This window comes from Mycobacterium sp. DL440 (assembly GCF_011745145.1).
Taxonomy (GTDB): Bacteria; Actinomycetota; Actinomycetes; order Mycobacteriales; family Mycobacteriaceae; genus Mycobacterium.
Map to the genome: position 1 here is coordinate 664381 of NZ_CP050191.1, position 14797 is coordinate 679177.

18 protein-coding genes are annotated in these 14797 nt (G+C 66.7%); 13 read left to right on the forward strand and 5 right to left on the reverse strand.

Features of this window, described 5'->3' with window-relative positions:
• Positions 1-20 precede the first annotated feature (20 nt).
• From HBE63_RS03330 to HBE63_RS03360, 7 genes are all read left to right on the forward strand, one after another.
• Entirely contained in the window at positions 21-770 is a 750-nt protein-coding gene (locus HBE63_RS03330) for a glycosyltransferase family 2 protein (protein ID WP_166903258.1), read from the forward strand.
• Positions 767-1720, forward strand: coding sequence for an acyl-CoA dehydrogenase family protein (locus HBE63_RS03335; protein ID WP_166903259.1), 954 nt, complete (start codon positions 767-769; stop codon positions 1718-1720). The genes HBE63_RS03330 and HBE63_RS03335 overlap by 4 nt, the downstream gene beginning before the upstream one ends.
• Positions 1717-2496, forward strand: a complete 780-nt coding sequence (locus HBE63_RS03340) for a PIG-L deacetylase family protein (RefSeq protein ID WP_166903261.1) — start codon at positions 1717-1719, stop codon at positions 2494-2496. Before HBE63_RS03335 ends, HBE63_RS03340 begins: the two co-directional genes overlap by 4 nt.
• Positions 2493-3143 (forward strand): SAM-dependent methyltransferase, encoded by a 651-nt coding sequence (locus tag HBE63_RS03345; protein WP_243858478.1) that lies wholly within the window; start codon positions 2493-2495, stop codon positions 3141-3143. Before HBE63_RS03340 ends, HBE63_RS03345 begins: the two co-directional genes overlap by 4 nt.
• Before the next feature lie 241 nt (positions 3144-3384).
• Positions 3385-3639, forward strand: a complete 255-nt coding sequence (locus HBE63_RS31265; protein ID WP_243858480.1) for a hypothetical protein — start codon at positions 3385-3387, stop codon at positions 3637-3639.
• A 120-nt stretch (positions 3640-3759) separates the two neighbouring features.
• Positions 3760-3933: a CsbD family protein gene (locus HBE63_RS03355; RefSeq protein ID WP_166903265.1), complete on the forward strand. Its 174-nt coding sequence runs from the start codon at positions 3760-3762 to the stop codon at positions 3931-3933.
• Positions 3934-3991: 58 nt separating this feature from the next.
• Entirely contained in the window at positions 3992-4141 is a 150-nt protein-coding gene (locus tag HBE63_RS03360) for a hypothetical protein (RefSeq protein WP_166902185.1), read from the forward strand.
• Positions 4142-4239: 98 nt separating this feature from the next.
• Here the strand turns inward: HBE63_RS03360 and HBE63_RS03365 are convergent, their stop codons facing one another.
• Positions 4240-4815: a DUF421 domain-containing protein gene (locus tag HBE63_RS03365; RefSeq protein ID WP_166903267.1), complete on the reverse strand. Its 576-nt coding sequence runs from the start codon at positions 4813-4815 to the stop codon at positions 4240-4242.
• 77 nt (positions 4816-4892) lie between these two features.
• A complete protein-coding gene (locus HBE63_RS03370) occupies positions 4893-5555 on the reverse strand; it encodes a GtrA family protein (protein ID WP_166903269.1) in 663 nt (220 codons plus the stop codon).
• 113 nt (positions 5556-5668) lie between these two features.
• Between HBE63_RS03370 and HBE63_RS03375 the strand changes: the two genes are divergently transcribed.
• Both HBE63_RS03375 and purE read left to right on the forward strand, forming a co-directional pair.
• Positions 5669-6877, forward strand: coding sequence for a 5-(carboxyamino)imidazole ribonucleotide synthase (locus HBE63_RS03375; RefSeq protein WP_166903271.1), 1209 nt, complete (start codon positions 5669-5671; stop codon positions 6875-6877).
• Positions 6864-7376: a 5-(carboxyamino)imidazole ribonucleotide mutase gene (purE, locus tag HBE63_RS03380; protein ID WP_371814909.1), complete on the forward strand. Its 513-nt coding sequence runs from the start codon at positions 6864-6866 to the stop codon at positions 7374-7376. Before HBE63_RS03375 ends, purE begins: the two co-directional genes overlap by 14 nt.
• A 2-nt stretch (positions 7377-7378) precedes the next feature.
• On the opposite strand, the gene HBE63_RS03385 is transcribed toward purE, so the two are convergent.
• Complete coding sequence (locus HBE63_RS03385) at positions 7379-8035, reverse strand: TetR/AcrR family transcriptional regulator (RefSeq protein WP_166903275.1); 657 nt, start codon at positions 8033-8035, stop codon at positions 7379-7381.
• A gap of 127 nt (positions 8036-8162) precedes the next feature.
• On the opposite strand from HBE63_RS03385, the gene HBE63_RS03390 reads away from it, so the two are divergent.
• Positions 8163-9332, forward strand: a complete 1170-nt coding sequence (locus tag HBE63_RS03390; RefSeq protein WP_166903277.1) for an acyl-CoA dehydrogenase — start codon at positions 8163-8165, stop codon at positions 9330-9332.
• 99 nt (positions 9333-9431) lie between these two features.
• Here HBE63_RS03390 and HBE63_RS03395 read toward each other — a convergent pair whose 3' ends face one another.
• Together HBE63_RS03395 and HBE63_RS03400 are read right to left on the reverse strand one after the other, a co-directional pair.
• Positions 9432-10136 (reverse strand): TIGR03089 family protein, encoded by a 705-nt coding sequence (locus HBE63_RS03395; RefSeq protein WP_166903279.1) that lies wholly within the window; start codon positions 10134-10136, stop codon positions 9432-9434.
• 25 nt (positions 10137-10161) lie between these two features.
• A complete protein-coding gene (locus tag HBE63_RS03400) occupies positions 10162-11643 on the reverse strand; it encodes an LCP family protein (protein ID WP_166903281.1) in 1482 nt (493 codons plus the stop codon).
• Between the two features lie 66 nt (positions 11644-11709).
• Between HBE63_RS03400 and rfbD the strand changes: the two genes are divergently transcribed.
• From rfbD to HBE63_RS03415, 3 genes are read left to right on the forward strand one after another with little or no spacing between them, the layout of a single operon-like run.
• Positions 11710-12594, forward strand: a complete 885-nt coding sequence (gene rfbD, locus HBE63_RS03405) for a dTDP-4-dehydrorhamnose reductase (RefSeq protein ID WP_166903283.1) — start codon at positions 11710-11712, stop codon at positions 12592-12594.
• Entirely contained in the window at positions 12591-13481 is an 891-nt protein-coding gene (locus HBE63_RS03410) for a glycosyltransferase family 2 protein (protein ID WP_166903285.1), read from the forward strand. The genes rfbD and HBE63_RS03410 overlap by 4 nt, the downstream gene beginning before the upstream one ends.
• A gap of 1 nt (position 13482) precedes the next feature.
• Positions 13483-14562, forward strand: coding sequence for an NDP-sugar synthase (locus HBE63_RS03415; RefSeq protein ID WP_166903286.1), 1080 nt, complete (start codon positions 13483-13485; stop codon positions 14560-14562).
• Positions 14563-14797: the final 235 nt, after the last annotated feature.

Here is a 14797-nt window from a genome sequence, read left to right on the forward strand (position 1 = left end):
GAAATGGCTATCTATCAGCCATGACCGCACGGCTGAACCACTTGGAGACCGCCTTCGATCAGGCCATAGTGGTGATACCGGCGCACAACGAAGCTGCACTGCTGCCTCGCTGTCTGCGCGGGATCACCACGGCCGCAGCATGTTGGCGGGGGCCGGTGCTGGTCGTTGTCGTCCTCGATTCCTGTGACGACAGCAGCGCCCAGTTGGCGGGCCAGTTCGGCTGCGACGTCCACTTCGTCAGTGTCACGGCGGGCAACGTCGGTGCGAGCCGGGCGGCCGGTTTCGCCTATGCGCGCTCGCTGAGCAACCACGTCGACGACTCGCGCGTCTGGTACGCCACCACCGACGCCGACAGCCGAGTGGATCCCGACTGGCTGCTGCGTCAGACCGCGCCGGTTGCCGACATGGTGCTGGGCGTGGTGCGGGTGGCTGACTGGCGGCATCACCCCGCCGCACTGGTCCGGCGATACCTGCGTGCATACGAGTCCGACATGCGGGGCATCAACGGTCACAACCACATCCACGGCGCCAATATGGGTTTCTGTGCCGACGCGTACTGGCGGGTTGGTGGCTTCCACCCGCTGACCACTGGCGAGGATGTCGAATTGGTCGAAAGGTTCGAGACCGCCTCCTATCGGATACGACGGGACCCGTCGCTGTCGGTCACCACGTCAGCGCGGCGGAACGGCCGGGCTCCCGGCGGCTTCGCCGGTTACCTCCGCGATTTGTCGCGATCGGTATTCCCTTCGGCCGAACGGGATTCCGCATGACGGCGGGCTTGGTTCGGAGCTGGTTGGAGTCGGGCCGGCTGGAGTTGCCACTGCCGGGTTCCGGTGCGACGGCGCGGCGCTGGCAGCGGCTTGCGGAGCTGACGGAGATCGACGTCGTCGCTGGGCGACTCGCAGAAGCTCACGTCGACGCGGTCGCGATCCTCGACGAGCTCGGTGCAAAACCGCCTGCACCAGGCGAGCTGTGGGCGGTGTGGGCCGCCGAAGACCCGGAGGCTGTACTCAACGCCCACACCACTGCAGACCGCGAAACAGACACAGTGAGACTGTCAGGAACCAAACCGTGGTGTTCGGGGGCGGGGCTCTGCACACACGCGTTGGTGACAGCTCGCCGAGACGACGGCCGACGCGCGCTGTACGTGGTGGCGACTGACAACGCCGGGGTACAGCCCCTGCCCAGTACCTGGAGGAATGCCGGCATGGCGGCCAGTGACACCCGCTCGGTCCAATTCGGTAACGCGCTGGGTGTACCCGTCGGTGGTCCCGGCGACTATCTGGATCGTCCCGGCTTCTGGCACGGCGCGATCGGCGTCGCGGCGTGTTGGCTCGGTGCCGCCCGCGCGGTCGCCGCACCCTTGTACGCCCGCGTCGCCCGCGGAGATGCCGACGAGCATGCGCTGGCCCACCTCGGCGCTGTCGACGCTGCGATCACGGCCGCCGAAGCGATGCTGGCTGCGGCGGCTGCGGCGACCGACGCCGACCCGTTCGACCGGTCCGGGTCTGCCCAATTGCTGGCCAGGCGAACCCGCGCCGTCATCGAAACCGCCGTCGACGCGGCGATTAACCGCACTGGCCGCGCACTCGGGCCCGCGCCGTTGTGTCGGGATGCCCAACACGCACGTCGCGTCGCGGATCTGACGATCTACGTGCGACAGAGCCACGCCGAGCGTGACCTCGCCGCGCTCGGAAGGCTGGCGGGGGAGCGCCGATGACTGCCGCGGAGTCCGCTGAATCGTGCGGCAACGCACCGCGGTTCGGGTCGCGGCCGCTGAGCTGCGGCGGCACCCCCGGTCACGTCTGGACCAGCTGGGGTCGCTCCTTCGGAGAGTTGGACCTCGGGACATGTCCTGCGCTGGTGGTGGTCGCACCGCATCCCGACGACGAGACCCTCGGCTTCGGGGCGACCATGGCGCTGCTGGCGGCGCGGGGTATCGACGTCCAGGTGGTGTCGGTCAGTGACGGCGGGGCGGCCCAAGGCGATCTCACGCCGTTCGACAGATTCCGACTGGAACGCACCAGGAGCGCCGAGTTGGCAAAGGCAGCAAAGGTTCTCGGTGTGGACGAGCCGATCAGCCTCGCATTACCTGACGGCGAGCTTGCCGGCTACCAGGACTCGATCACCGATCTGCTGACCGGGATTCTCCAGGCCTGCCCGCCCGGCACCTGGTGCGCCACAACGTGGCGCGGTGACGGGCACCCCGATCACGAGGCCGTCGGACGGGCCGCCGCCACGGCCGTGCAACGCACCGCGGCGGTCCTGCTCGAGTACCCGGTCTGGATGTGGCACTGGGCCAGACCCGGAGACTCCGCAGTGCCGTGGGATCGGGCGCTTACGGTGCCACTGACGGCCTCCGCCGTGGGGCTCAAGAAGGTTGCCGCACAATGCTTCCGCAGTCAGTTCCACCCACTGGTGCCTGGTGCGGGCCCAGTGCTGCCGCCGTTCGTGTTGCCTCGGCTGCTCGCGGTCGGGGAGATGGTGTTCCGTTGACGGCGCGCCTGCCCGACGCATACTTCGACCGCATGTACGCGACCTCGGCCGATCCGTGGCAGCTGGCGACCCGCTGGTATGAGCAACGCAAGTACGCGATCACTCTGTCGATGCTGCCGTACCGGCGCTATCGGCATGCCTTCGAGCCGGGTTGCTCGATCGGCACCCTCACCGCGTTGCTTGCCGGGCGCTGCGATCACGTCACCGCAATGGATGTGGCGGCCGCCGCGCTGGAGATCGCCGACGTCCGACTGCGTGCCGATGGCTGCCGTGACGGGACGCGGGACCGCATCACCCTGACGCGTGGGTCTCTCGACGATCCTTGGCCGCCAGGGCCTTTCGACCTACTTGTGCTTTCTGAAGTGGCGTACTACCTAGACGAGGAATTGCTGGCTGAGCTGCTCCGCCGGGAGTGTCCGCAGTTGGTCCGCGGTGCGACGGTGGTAGCGGCGCACTGGCGTCACGAGGTGGCCGACTATCCGCTCAGCGGTGATCAGGCCAACCGGGTCATCGCGGCGACGCCGGGGCTCATTTCGATCGGCGGCTACCGCGACCGCGACGTGGTCATCGAAGTCTTCGACACCCACAGCGCTGCATCCGTCGCTGCGCGCAATGGTGTCCCGGGAGCCGGTTCGTACGGCGAATAGGCCGGACCCATACAAGCCACGTTTGGCGGGCGCGCCGGCGGGGCAATCTCACCCATGAGCACAGACCAGACAGCCGGACCCGCCGGCCGTATGGATCATCGTCGCGGTCGTCGTCATTGCGATCCTGGCACTGGTTACCTGGGCATTGGTCCGCAGGAGCACCGAAAACCGCCGCGGTGAAGCAGCCGATATCCGGGACAAAGCCAGAGACACGTCATTCGAGGTCGGGCAGCGAGAGGCCTTGGCCGAGGAGACTGAGGCCAAAGCTCGGTTGGCTGCGGCGGAGGCCGATGTCAAGGCGGCCGAGGCCGCACGCCTGCAAGAACGCGCGGGCGCACACACCTCCGATGCGGCCGCGTCCCGCGAGGAGCTGAACAAGGATTGGGAACGCGCCGACGCGATCGACCCGGACTACAAGTCAAAGGAGGCGCAGCCCGACACCGACCGCCGGTCGAACCCGGACGAACGTGTCTCTAGATCTCCTGAGAACGGTTAGACCAGCTCCGGGATGGGTATGCAGGAGCTGACCGCGTGGCGAATGTCATTCCCACGCAGCGTCATTGTCGCGCCGCGAATCCGCGGCCGGATTAGTATTGCCAAGCCAAGGAGAAGTCACATGAGTGCTGTTGACAAGGCGAAGAACAAGGCCGAAGAGTTGGCTGGAAAGGCCAAGGAAAAGGTCGGCCAGGCAACCGGAGACAAGGACACCGAGGCGGAGGGTCACAAGGATCAGGCCAAGGGCAACCTGAAGCAGGCCGGCGAGAAGGTCAAGGACGTCTTCAAGAAGTGACGCCCTGTCCGCACAGGCTCCCCCAGGGGTGCTGCACCGGTACTGGAAGGAGTCCGTCGTGATCGGTCTCATTGTTGCGCTGCTTGTGATTTGGTTGATCTTCATTCTGCTCGGGGTGTTCATCAAAGGGCTCTTCTGGCTGGTCGTGGTGGGTGCTGTGCTGTTCGTCGCAACAGCGATCGTGGGATGGGTCAAACGAAACGCCTGAGCCCGAAGACCGCCTAACGGTGGCGGGCGTACCACGGCGAGTCCACCGGCCGGCAGGTGCGGGACCGTCGATGAACTGGCCCGCCACATCGCGGCGAGTCACCCCTGATCGGGCCGGCGGGCGATCGCCAATTGTCGGTCGATGTGATCGAGGCGGGCGAGTAGCAGGGCGAGGTCGCCGCGGGTTGCGGGCTGCGCATCGTGGGCGAGGGTGAGGACCAGCTGGCCGCTGGGCTCCAACAAGCCCAGCTCCACGTCATCGGTGCTGTCACCGTCCTGGACGCGGACGGCGTGTTCCAACTCGGCGCGGCGCAGACCGAGCCGCCGCATCGCCCGCCGGTCCACCTCACCGTTTTCGATGACCGCCGTTGCGGTGCCCTCGAACACCCGGGACGCGGTGGGGCTGACGGCGATCAGCCGGTTCATCGCAGTGTTGACCGCGACCAGCGTCACGGCCCCGACCACCCCGCCGAGCAGGCTGTTGTCAGCGCCGATGATGGCGTTCTGCACAACATTGCTCAACAGGAAGATCACCACGAAGTCCAAGGTGTTGAGGCTGGCCAAGCCGCGTTTGCCGGTCAGGCGGAACAACACCATGATCACCGCATAGACCAGCACCGTGCGCAGAACCTTCTCCAGGATGGGTATCTGCATCACGAACATGTCGTTGACCACGGTGTCCTCCTCGGTAGGTTCCCACTTCTGCGGGTGCTACCGGGAGCATGACAGCGAATGGGGCGTTCACCGCTGAATCAGGAAGTTTTCGACACCCTGGGGTCCGACGGGTCACCGAGCTGACGCGCCTTCGCGCGGCGGCTCGGCCGGCGCAGCGGCGTCACGGTGGCCGACTTGTGCTCGGCATGGTCCTCGAAGGCTTCGGCGAAGCCACCGCCGGTGAGCGTGGATTCGAGTGCCAGGTCGGGCTTGTCGACGAACTCGTCGGGGAACACCCAGCGGCGGAACGCCCAGAACCGGAACGCCATTTGCAGCAGATTGCCCAGGATGTAGGCCGAGACGAAGTCGGCGATGTTCTCCATCGTCAGCGACACCTCGGGAACCCGAAGGCCGAGCACGTAGCTGGAGAAGTACAGCGGCAGCATCGACAGCAGCACGCCCACGCCACTGAACGCGAAGAACAGCAAGGCCTCGTGGTGGCGCTCGCGGCCGCCGCGGTTCTGGAAGCTCCATTCCCGATTGAGGATGTAGGAAGCGATGACCGCGACGACGCCGGCGATGATCTTGGCGGTCACCGGCTTGGGTTCAAGGACCGTGAGCTTGAGGGTGAAGAAGATCGCCGAATCGATGACAAACGTCGTCGCGCCGACGATCGCGAACTTGATCAGTTCGTGATGCCGCTCGGCATAGGGACGGACGAATCGCGGCAATCGAGCGATTGTCGCATCGGCGAAGGACACAGCTAGGCAGTGTACGTAAATGCGCCGTTCGATGCCGAATCGTTGGGAAGCCCGACCTTAACCGCAGGTCAATGCGCCGGTCACGACGAGGACATGAATCCACGCATGACACCATGGAGTGCGTGCCGACAACTCCCAAGAATCCGCCTGTCGTGGTGATGATCGGCGGCGGTCAGCTCGCGAGGATGACACACCAGGCTGCCATCGCGTTGGGGCAGACCCTGCGGGTGCTGTCTGCCGAGCCGGATGAATCCGCCGCGCAGGTGACACCCGATGTCGTCATCGGTTCCCACACCGACCTCGAGGCGCTGAGGCGGGCGGCGGCCGGTGCATCGGTGCTGACGTTCGACCACGAGCATGTGCCGACCGAGCACCTCGAGACGCTCGTAGCCGAGGGCGTCACGGTCAACCCGCCGCCACAGGCCCTGGTGCATGCCCAGGACAAGCTACTGATGCGGCGCAAGCTGCACAGCCTGGGCGTCCCGGTGCCGCGCTTCGCCGAGATCACCTCGGTCGCCGACATCGAGGCGTTCGTGCGGCAGATCGACGGTCCGGTGGTGATCAAGACCGTGCGCGGCGGCTACGACGGCAAGGGCGTGGTGATGGCCGACGATCTGGCCTCCGCGCGCGAGACCGTGGCCGGTTACCTCGCGGACGGGGTACCGGTACTGGCCGAGGAACGTGTCGCGATGCGTCGGGAACTCGCCGCGCTGGTGGCGCGCTCGCCCTTCGGTCAGGGGGCGGCGTGGCCCGTCGTCGAAACGGTGCAGCGAGACGGCATCTGCGTCGAGGTCTACGCACCGGCCCCCGGACTGTCCGACGAACTCGGCTCGGCCGCACAGGAACTCGGCCTGCGAGTGGCGAACGAGCTGGGCGTGGTCGGTACGCTGGCGGTCGAGTTGTTCGAGACTGTCGACGGCGCGCTGCTGGTCAACGAGTTGGCCATGCGTCCACACAACTCGGGGCACTGGACCATGGACGGCGCGGTAACCAGCCAGTTCGAGCAGCATTTGCGGGCGGTCCTGGATTACCCGCTCGGGGACACCTCGGCCATCGCGCCTGCCGCTGTGATGGCCAATGTGCTCGGGGCGCCGCAGACGCCGACGATGTCCATGGACGAGCGATTGCACCATCTCTTCGCGCGGATCCCCGACGCGAAGGTGCACCTGTACGGCAAGGGTGAGCGGCCCGGGCGCAAACTGGGGCACGTCAACATCATCGGCGCGGACTTGGATGAACTTCGCGAGCGCGCGGTGCGGGCGGCGCACTGGTTGTCACACGGTGAGTGGACCGACGGATGGGATGAACATGCCGAGAAGTAGTGCACGGGTCGGCCTCATCATGGGCAGCGACAGTGACTGGTCGGTGATGTCCGACGCGGCCGAGGCGCTGGCCGAGTTCGAGGTGCCGTTCGAGGTCGGTGTGGTCTCGGCCCACCGCACCCCGCAACGCATGCTCGACTACGCCGGGACCGCCGCGGACCGTGGGATCGAGGTGATCATCGCCGGAGCGGGAGGCGCCGCGCACCTGCCCGGCATGGTGGCTTCTGCCACACCGCTTCCCGTCATCGGTGTTCCGGTGCCACTGGCCCGGCTGGACGGCATGGACTCGCTGCTGTCCATCGTGCAGATGCCCGCCGGAGTTCCGGTGGCCACGGTTTCCATTGGTGGAGCGCGTAATGCGGGCTTGCTGGCTGTGCGGATCCTGGGCTCCGCCGACGACGGATTGCGGGCCCGGATGGTGAAATTCCAGGCCGACCTGGAAAACATGGTGTTGGCGAAAGACGCCGCCCTGCGCGATCGCCTGTTGGGCGAGCGCTGACGTCAATCCCCGATGAGCCCGCGAATGCGGGGCGTCAGGGACTCGATCGGTTCATCGGTCGACATCACCACAATCGCGGTGCGACCGACACCGCCCCGGTAGATCGGCCAGGTCGCGGCCAGCGCCTCAGCCAGGTCCGACCGCGGGTTGGTCACGTCGCCGCGCAGCCATCGGCGCAGAACATGGTTGTGGGCAGCGACCACGGCGTTGGCGAATAGTTCGGCGCGCAGGTCCGCCGTCCAATCCCCGGTCTGCGCGGCCCGCAGGTGTCGGGTGAACAGACGGACATACCGCGACACCACGGCCGTTTCGAAGTCGCGCAGGGCAGGTACCGAGCGGGTGAGCCGATACCGCGTCCGGGCCCGCTCGCCCTCGGCCAGATAGTTCTCGAATACCGAGGTTGTTGCCACCGCGATGACTTCGGCCGGGAGCGCTTCGGCCGGCACCGTCGACAACCTCTCGTCGGCGCGGCGCAGCAACGCCTCGTGATCGGGAAAGATCAACGCCTCTTTCGATCCGAACTGGCGAAACGCGGTGGTCCGTCCCACCTGCGCTCGTGCCGCGATGTCATCGACGCTGGTGGCCTCGTACCCGCGTTCTTCGAACAGGTCGAATGCCGCGCTCACCAGACGCTCACGGGTGCTTGGCAGGCCGGACATGGGTGCACCTCCGTTGGGTACTGAGTGCCGATGGTATGGTACTGAGTACCAAAAGTAGCAGGGCGATGTACTCGATGTGCAGTCCGGGCAACGATGGAACCAAGAGCTGAAAGCGAAGGAGAAGATCATGGCTGGTTGGGCCGGTAACCCATCTTTTGATCTGTTTCAGCTGCCGGAGGAGCACCAGGAGCTTCGGGCGGCGATCAGGGCGCTGGCGGAGAAGGAAATCGCGCCGCACGCTGCCGACGTCGACGAGAATGCGCGGTTCCCGGAGGAAGCTCTGCAAGCACTGAATGCCTCGGGTTTCAACGCGGTTCACGTGCCCGAGGAGTACGGCGGTCAGGGTGCCGACTCGGTCGCGGCCTGCATCGTGATCGAGGAAGTGGCCCGGGTCGATTGCTCGGCCTCGCTGATCCCGGCGGTCAACAAGCTGGGCACCATGGGCCTGATCCTGCGAGGCTCCGACGAGCTCAAGAAGCAGGTGCTGCCGTCGCTGGCCTCAGGTGAGGCGATGGCCTCCTATGCGCTGTCCGAGCGTGAGGCGGGTAGCGACGCGGCGGGCATGCGGACCCGCGCGAAGGCCGACGGTGACGGCTGGATCCTCAACGGCACCAAGTGTTGGATCACCAACGGCGGCAAGTCGACCTGGTACACCGTCATGGCGGTGACCGATCCCGACAAGGGCGCCAACGGCATTTCGGCGTTCATGGTCCACAAGGACGATGAGGGCTTCGTCGTCGGCCCCAAGGAGCGCAAGCTCGGCATCAAGGGCAGCCCGACCACCGAGTTGTATTTCGAGAACTGCCGCATTCCGGGGGACCGGATCATCGGCGATCCCGGCACCGGGTTCAAGACCGCGTTGGCGACGCTGGATCACACCCGTCCGACGATCGGCGCGCAAGCCGTCGGTATCGCTCAGGGCGCGTTGGACGCCGCGATCGCCTACACCAAGGACCGCAAGCAGTTCGGCCGTCCGGTCAGTGACAACCAGGGCGTGCAGTTCATGCTCGCCGACATGGCGATGAAGGTGGAAGCCGCCCGGCTGATGGTGTACTCGGCGGCGGCGCGGGCCGAGCGTGGCGAGGGCAACCTCGGATTCATCTCGGCCGCGAGCAAGTGCCTGGCCTCGGATGTGGCCATGGAGGTCACCACCGATGCGGTGCAGCTGTTCGGCGGCGCCGGCTACACGGTGGACTTCCCGGTCGAGCGGATGATGCGTGACGCCAAGATCACCCAGATCTACGAGGGCACCAACCAGATTCAGCGTGTCGTCATGTCGCGGGCGCTCCTGAAGTAATCCCCGCGAGCAGCCCCAAACCTGCCCGTTTTCACGTGAAATTGGGCAGGTTTGTTGGGGGCCCCTCCCGCTTGCGGGGGACTGCTCGGCATGAGAACGCTAGCCGCGGGTGACCTTCTCCGTGGTGCGACGCCGTTCCTGCGCGCCCGCATCGGGGTTGGCCACCTGCACGAGTGACGCACCGGCGGCGAACAGCGCGATGAGATTCGTGATCAGCTCGTCGGGAGTATCCCAGCCCGCGGTGGACAGCACCCGGTCGCCGGCGGTGAAACCCTGTGCGGCAGCGACATTCTGGGCGGCCTCCAACACCTCGGCGACCGATCGCCCTGCCAGCGCCGGGCCCGGAACGCGCTCGGGCACGATCTGGTCACCGTGCACCCGCACCGCGGTCGCGTAGTCGGTGACCCCGATGGGAAGATCTGCGGCCGGCTTGCCGAACGGGTCCAGCGACAGCACCGCGACCTCGCCCCCGGACACCGCATCGTCGGCCTCGTCGAGTCGGTCCCGCGTGCACAGTGCCACGTCGGCTTCCCCGTCCAGAACTACTTCGGCGCCGATCCACCAGATCCCGAACAACACCGCGGCGGTCTGCCAGTGCGCGGGCAGAAGCACCGTCACCCGCGTTCCCGGGCCGGCCCCCATCTCGTCCCGCAACAGATTGGCGGTCTTGGCGGCCCAGTTGGCCATGGTCACGGTGGACAACTCGATCCGCTCACCGGTGGCGTCGTCGTAATAGGTGATCCGCGGCCCGGCCGGGTCCGCGGCCAACAAAGGGTCCAGGACGGCAGCGCTGACTGTGCTCATAGCCTCTGGTTTTACTCGAGGACGATCAGTTCACACACTTGGGATCGTCCGAACCCGCGTTGAGGATCGGAGACGGCGGTGGTGGCGGGCTCTGTTCGCCGGTATCGCTGTAGGTGTCACCGGCGGCAGCCGGATCTACGATGCCCGCAGACGGGTCCATGCCGTCGGAGCCGGGCCCGGTGTAGTCGGCGGCCAGGACTACCCGCACCGCGCCGGGCGGCAGCGACGAATCCTCGTTCACCGGCAACCCACCGAGATCTTTGGCCACCGCCTGGGCGCCGAGGTCCTCGGACTTGGCGGCCAGCACCTGGCTGGACGCCGGCGGGGCGCCTTCGTGATTCCCGGTGGCACCGGGCACGAATCCCTTGTTACCGAGCACCTGCGACACCGCGGCGGCCAGGCCGTTGATGTCGGTGCCGTTGACCACCTCGACGGTGGTGTTTTCCGGTGAAAAGCTGAGTTGTTCGGTCTTACCCGCGTCCTGGTCCTGCAGCAGGCCCGACACCCACTGGTGAACATCGTCGGGATCCACGCGAACCACGCTCTGCATGCCGTCGTCGCTCCACCCGTCCTCACGCAGGATCGGGATGGTGGCGAATGCGACGCTCCCGGCGGCCAGCTTCTGCAGCTGTTCGACGAAATCCATGATGTCCCAGCCATCGGAGATCACCACCGAGCGCTGCACGGCCTGCTGCAGCCGCCCCAGGGTTCCTGGACTGGACAGCGTCTTGCTGGAGATCACCTCGTGAGCCAGCGACGCCATCACCGACTGCTGGCGGGTCACCCGGTCGAGGTCACCGCGCGGTAGGTCATGACGCTGCCGAACGAAGCTGAGTGCCTGCGGGCCGTTGAGCTTCTGCCAGCCCGACGGAAAATCGGCACCCGAAAGGGGTTCGTAGACAGCATCTTTGAGGCACACATTGACGCCGCCCAAGGCGTCGGTGATCAACGCGAAGCCGAGCAGCCCGATCTCCGCGTAATGATCAACGGTGACGCCGGTCAGGCCGGCGACAGTCTGGATCAGCTCCTCGCGGGCGGCCTCGGTGGCCTTGGGCTCGGCGACGGTCGGATCCTCACCCTCGACCTCGACGAGTTGCTTCATCCGGTCCAGCTTCACATCGCCGAACACCCCGTTGATCTTCATCTTTCCCCAGCCCGGCGCTTCGACGTATGAATCACGGGGGATGGAGATGGCGGTGGCCGACTTCCCGTTGTTGGGGATGCGGATCAGGATGATGGTGTCGGTGTTGGTCGAGACATCGTCACCGGCGCGCAAGGTATCCAGCTCTTCCTGCGACAGCGGGTTGCCGTGGGCATCGGTGCGGCTGTCCATACCGACCAGCAGGATGTCGATGGCCCCGTCCTCGCCGCCGCCGCCGAGTGCCGCCGAGCTGATGTGGTTGATGCCGGATTCGAACGAGCGGATCTGGGTCCAGGCCACCCCTGTTCCGAGCACCACGGCCGACGCCGTGGCGACAGCAAGGGAGCGAAGGAGGGGGATACGCACGTGCCCAGGCTACTTGCGGCCGGGACGTGAGCCGGGTAACGCCGACCGGCGTGCCAGACTCGGCGCATGGCGCAACGGATTGTGATCACCGGGGCCGGAGGCATGGTCGGCCGGGTATTGGCTGATCAGGGCCGTCGTGAGGGCCGTGACGTGCTGGCCCTCACCTCTGCGGAATGTGACATCACCAACCGCGACTCGGTTCGGCAATTCGTCGAACCAGGCGATGTGGTGATCAACTGCGCGGCATATACGCAGGTGGACGCTGCCGAGACGGACCAGGCCAGGGCTAACGCCGTCAACGCCGTCGGCCCGGGCCACATCGCCACGGTGTGCGCGCAGGTCCGAGCGCGGCTGGTGCACATCTCCACCGATTACGTATTCGGCGCGTCCCGTGAGCGTCGTACGCCGTACGAGGTCGACGACGTGACCGGCCCGGTCAACGTTTACGGCCAGACCAAGCTGGCGGGGGAACGCGCGGTGCTGGCCGCCAAGCCGGACGCGCATATCGTCCGCACCGCCTGGGTGTACCGGGGCGGCGACGGGAAAGATTTCGTGGCGACCATGCGCAGGCTGGCGGCCGGAGACGGCCCGGTCGATGTGGTCGCCGACCAGATCGGATCGCCGACCTACACCGGCGACCTGGTGACGGCCCTGCTGCAGATCGCCGACGGCGGTGTGCGCCCCGGCGTGCTGCATGCCGTCAACACCGGACCGGCCAGCCGGTTTGAGCAGGCGCGGGAGACCTTCGCCGCCGTCGGTGCAGATCCGGAGAGGGTCCGCCCGGTCGGTAGTGACCGACATCCGCGGCCCGCGCCGCGTCCGGCTTACACCGTCCTGTCCGGGCTCCGATCCGCCGAGGCCGGCCTGGCCCCGCTGCGGGATTGGCGGGAAGCGCTGGTGGCGGCGGTTGGAAATGAGAACCCGTCCGGCCCGCTACCCTCTACGCCGTGACTGAGGATGCGGCCCGCCCGCTCGTGGTGGTGACGGTGACGTACTCGCCGGGCCGACACCTTGACCGTTTCCTGGCGTCGCTCGCGTTGGCCACCGATCGGCCGGTGAAGGTCGTCATGGCCGACAACGGCTCGACCGACGGCGCGCCTGAACGGGCCGAAAAGCACTACCCGAATGTGCAGCTGCTGCGCACCGGCGGCAATCTGGGTTATGGCAGTGCGGTCAACCGCGGTGCGGCCCAGATAACGGATGCGGAGTGCTCGGAATTTTTTGTCATCGCCAACCCCGACGTGCAGTGGGGGCCCCATTCGATCGACCTGCTGCTCGACGCCGCCCAACGGTGGCCGCAGGCCGGGGCATTCGGACCGCTGATCCACGATCCCGATGGATCGGTGTACCCGTCGGCACGCCACCAACCCAGCCTGATCCGCGGTGGCATGCATGCCGTGGTGGGCCCGTTCTGGAAATCGAATCCGTGGACCGCGGCCTACCGGCAGGACCGGCAACAGCCGAGTGAGCGTGAGGTGGGCTGGCTGTCCGGTTCGTGCCTGTTGATGCGCCGGGCCGCCTTCGATGCGGTCGGCGGTTTCGACGAGCGCTACTTCATGTATATGGAAGACGTCGACCTCGGTGACCGGGTCACCCGGGCCGGCTGGCAGAACGTCTACGTGCCGTCGGCGGAGGTGCTGCACCACAAGGGACACTCCACCGGCCGCGACCCGGCGCGCAACTTGGCCGCCCATCACCGCAGTACCTACACTTTCTTGGCTGATCGATACCCGGCAGCCTGGCAGGCGCCGTTACGGTGGACAATTCGGGGCGCGCTGGCAGCACGTGCCGGCCTGGTGGTCGGTAGTTCTCGACGTAAACAGGCGAAAGGGCACTGACGTGATCAATCCCGCGGAGGTGGACGCTGTCGTCCTCGTCGGTGGACGAGGCACCCGGCTGCGGCCCCTGACCCTCTCGGCGCCCAAGCCGATGTTGCCGACGGCCGGCGTGCCGTTCCTGACCCACCTGCTGGCGCGGATCTCCGAGGCCGGGATCAAACACGTGGTGATGGGCACCTCGTACAAGGCCGAGGTATTCGAGGAGGCGTTCGGCAACGGCTCCGAGCTCGGGCTCGAGATCGAATACGTCACGGAGACAGAGGCACTCGGCACCGGCGGTGCCATCGCGAACGTGGCGGACAAGTTGCGCTATGACACGGCGATGGTGTTCAACGGTGACGTTCTGTCCGCGGCCGACCTCGGCGCGTTGTTGGAGTCACACGACACCCACCAGGCCGACCTCACGCTGCATCTGGTCCGCGTCAGCGATCCGCGTGCGTTCGGCTGTGTGCCCACCGATGCCGACGGTCGCGTGACGGCTTTCCTGGAGAAGACCCAGGACCCGCCGACCGACCAGATCAACGCCGGCTGCTACGTGTTCAAAAAGCATGTCATCGACCAGATTCCGAAGGGCCGGCCAGTGTCGGTCGAACGCGAGGTGTTCCCCGGACTGCTCGCCGACGGGCTGAAGGTGTGCGGATATGTCGACGTCTCCTATTGGCGCGATATGGGTACACCCGAGGATTTCGTTCGCGGCTCCGCCGATCTGGTCCGTGGCATCGCACCGTCGCCGGCGCTGGGCGGTCAGCGCGGTGAGTCACTGGTCCACGAAGGCGCGGCGGTCGCTCCGGGCGCATTGCTGATCGGTGGCACTGTGGTGGGCCGCGGCGCCGAGATCGGTGCCGGCGCACGCCTCGACGGCGCGGTGATCTTCGACGGGGTGCGAGTGGAAGCCGGTGCGGTGATTGAACGTTCGATCATCGGCTTCGGCGCCCGCATCGGCCCGCGGGCGCTGATCCGCGACGGCGTGATCGGCGACGGTGCCGACATCGGTGCGCGCTGCGAACTGTTGCGCGGTGCCAGGGTGTGGCCCGGGGTGTCCATCCCGGATGGCGGTATCCGATACTCCACCGACGTTTGAGACTCGTGTGAGTTGCGCCGAAACTGCGGGTTTCGACGGGAATTGACGCTCAGTCTCAACGGGTCGGGTGCAGATCGGACTCGGCGGGTGAATATTCGGACCGGGTCGAATGTTCCTGAAGGCGTGGCATTTTCGATTGTGGTGGCCTCGTCCATCCCCTTCTCGGGATCCTCGACTGACGTGCCGGTGCCCAGCAGCGGGACCAGCAGCGGCGTCGTGAACATATTGTGGTCCA

Bases quoted from the DNA above. Each gene is read 5' to 3' on its own strand.
- HBE63_RS03385 (WP_166903275.1), bottom strand. From the start codon at position 8,035: ATGTCCGGCCTGCCAAGCACCCGTGAGCGTCTGGTGAGCGCGGCATTC.
- HBE63_RS03395 (WP_166903279.1), bottom strand. From the start codon at position 10,136: ATGAGCACAGTCAGCGCTGCCGTCCTGGACCCTTTGTTGGCCGCGGAC.
- HBE63_RS03390 (WP_166903277.1), top strand. From the start codon at position 8,163: ATGGCTGGTTGGGCCGGTAACCCATCTTTTGATCTGTTTCAGCTGCCG.
- HBE63_RS03355 (WP_166903265.1), top strand. From the start codon at position 3,760: ATGAGTGCTGTTGACAAGGCGAAGAACAAGGCCGAAGAGTTGGCTGGA.
- purE (WP_371814909.1), top strand. From the start codon at position 6,864: ATGCCGAGAAGTAGTGCACGGGTCGGCCTCATCATGGGCAGCGACAGT.
- HBE63_RS03335 (WP_166903259.1), top strand. From the start codon at position 767: ATGACGGCGGGCTTGGTTCGGAGCTGGTTGGAGTCGGGCCGGCTGGAG.
- HBE63_RS03340 (WP_166903261.1), top strand. From the start codon at position 1,717: ATGACTGCCGCGGAGTCCGCTGAATCGTGCGGCAACGCACCGCGGTTC.
- HBE63_RS03330 (WP_166903258.1), top strand. From the start codon at position 21: ATGACCGCACGGCTGAACCACTTGGAGACCGCCTTCGATCAGGCCATA.
- rfbD (WP_166903283.1), top strand. From the start codon at position 11,710: ATGGCGCAACGGATTGTGATCACCGGGGCCGGAGGCATGGTCGGCCGG.
- HBE63_RS03375 (WP_166903271.1), top strand. From the start codon at position 5,669: ATGGAGTGCGTGCCGACAACTCCCAAGAATCCGCCTGTCGTGGTGATG.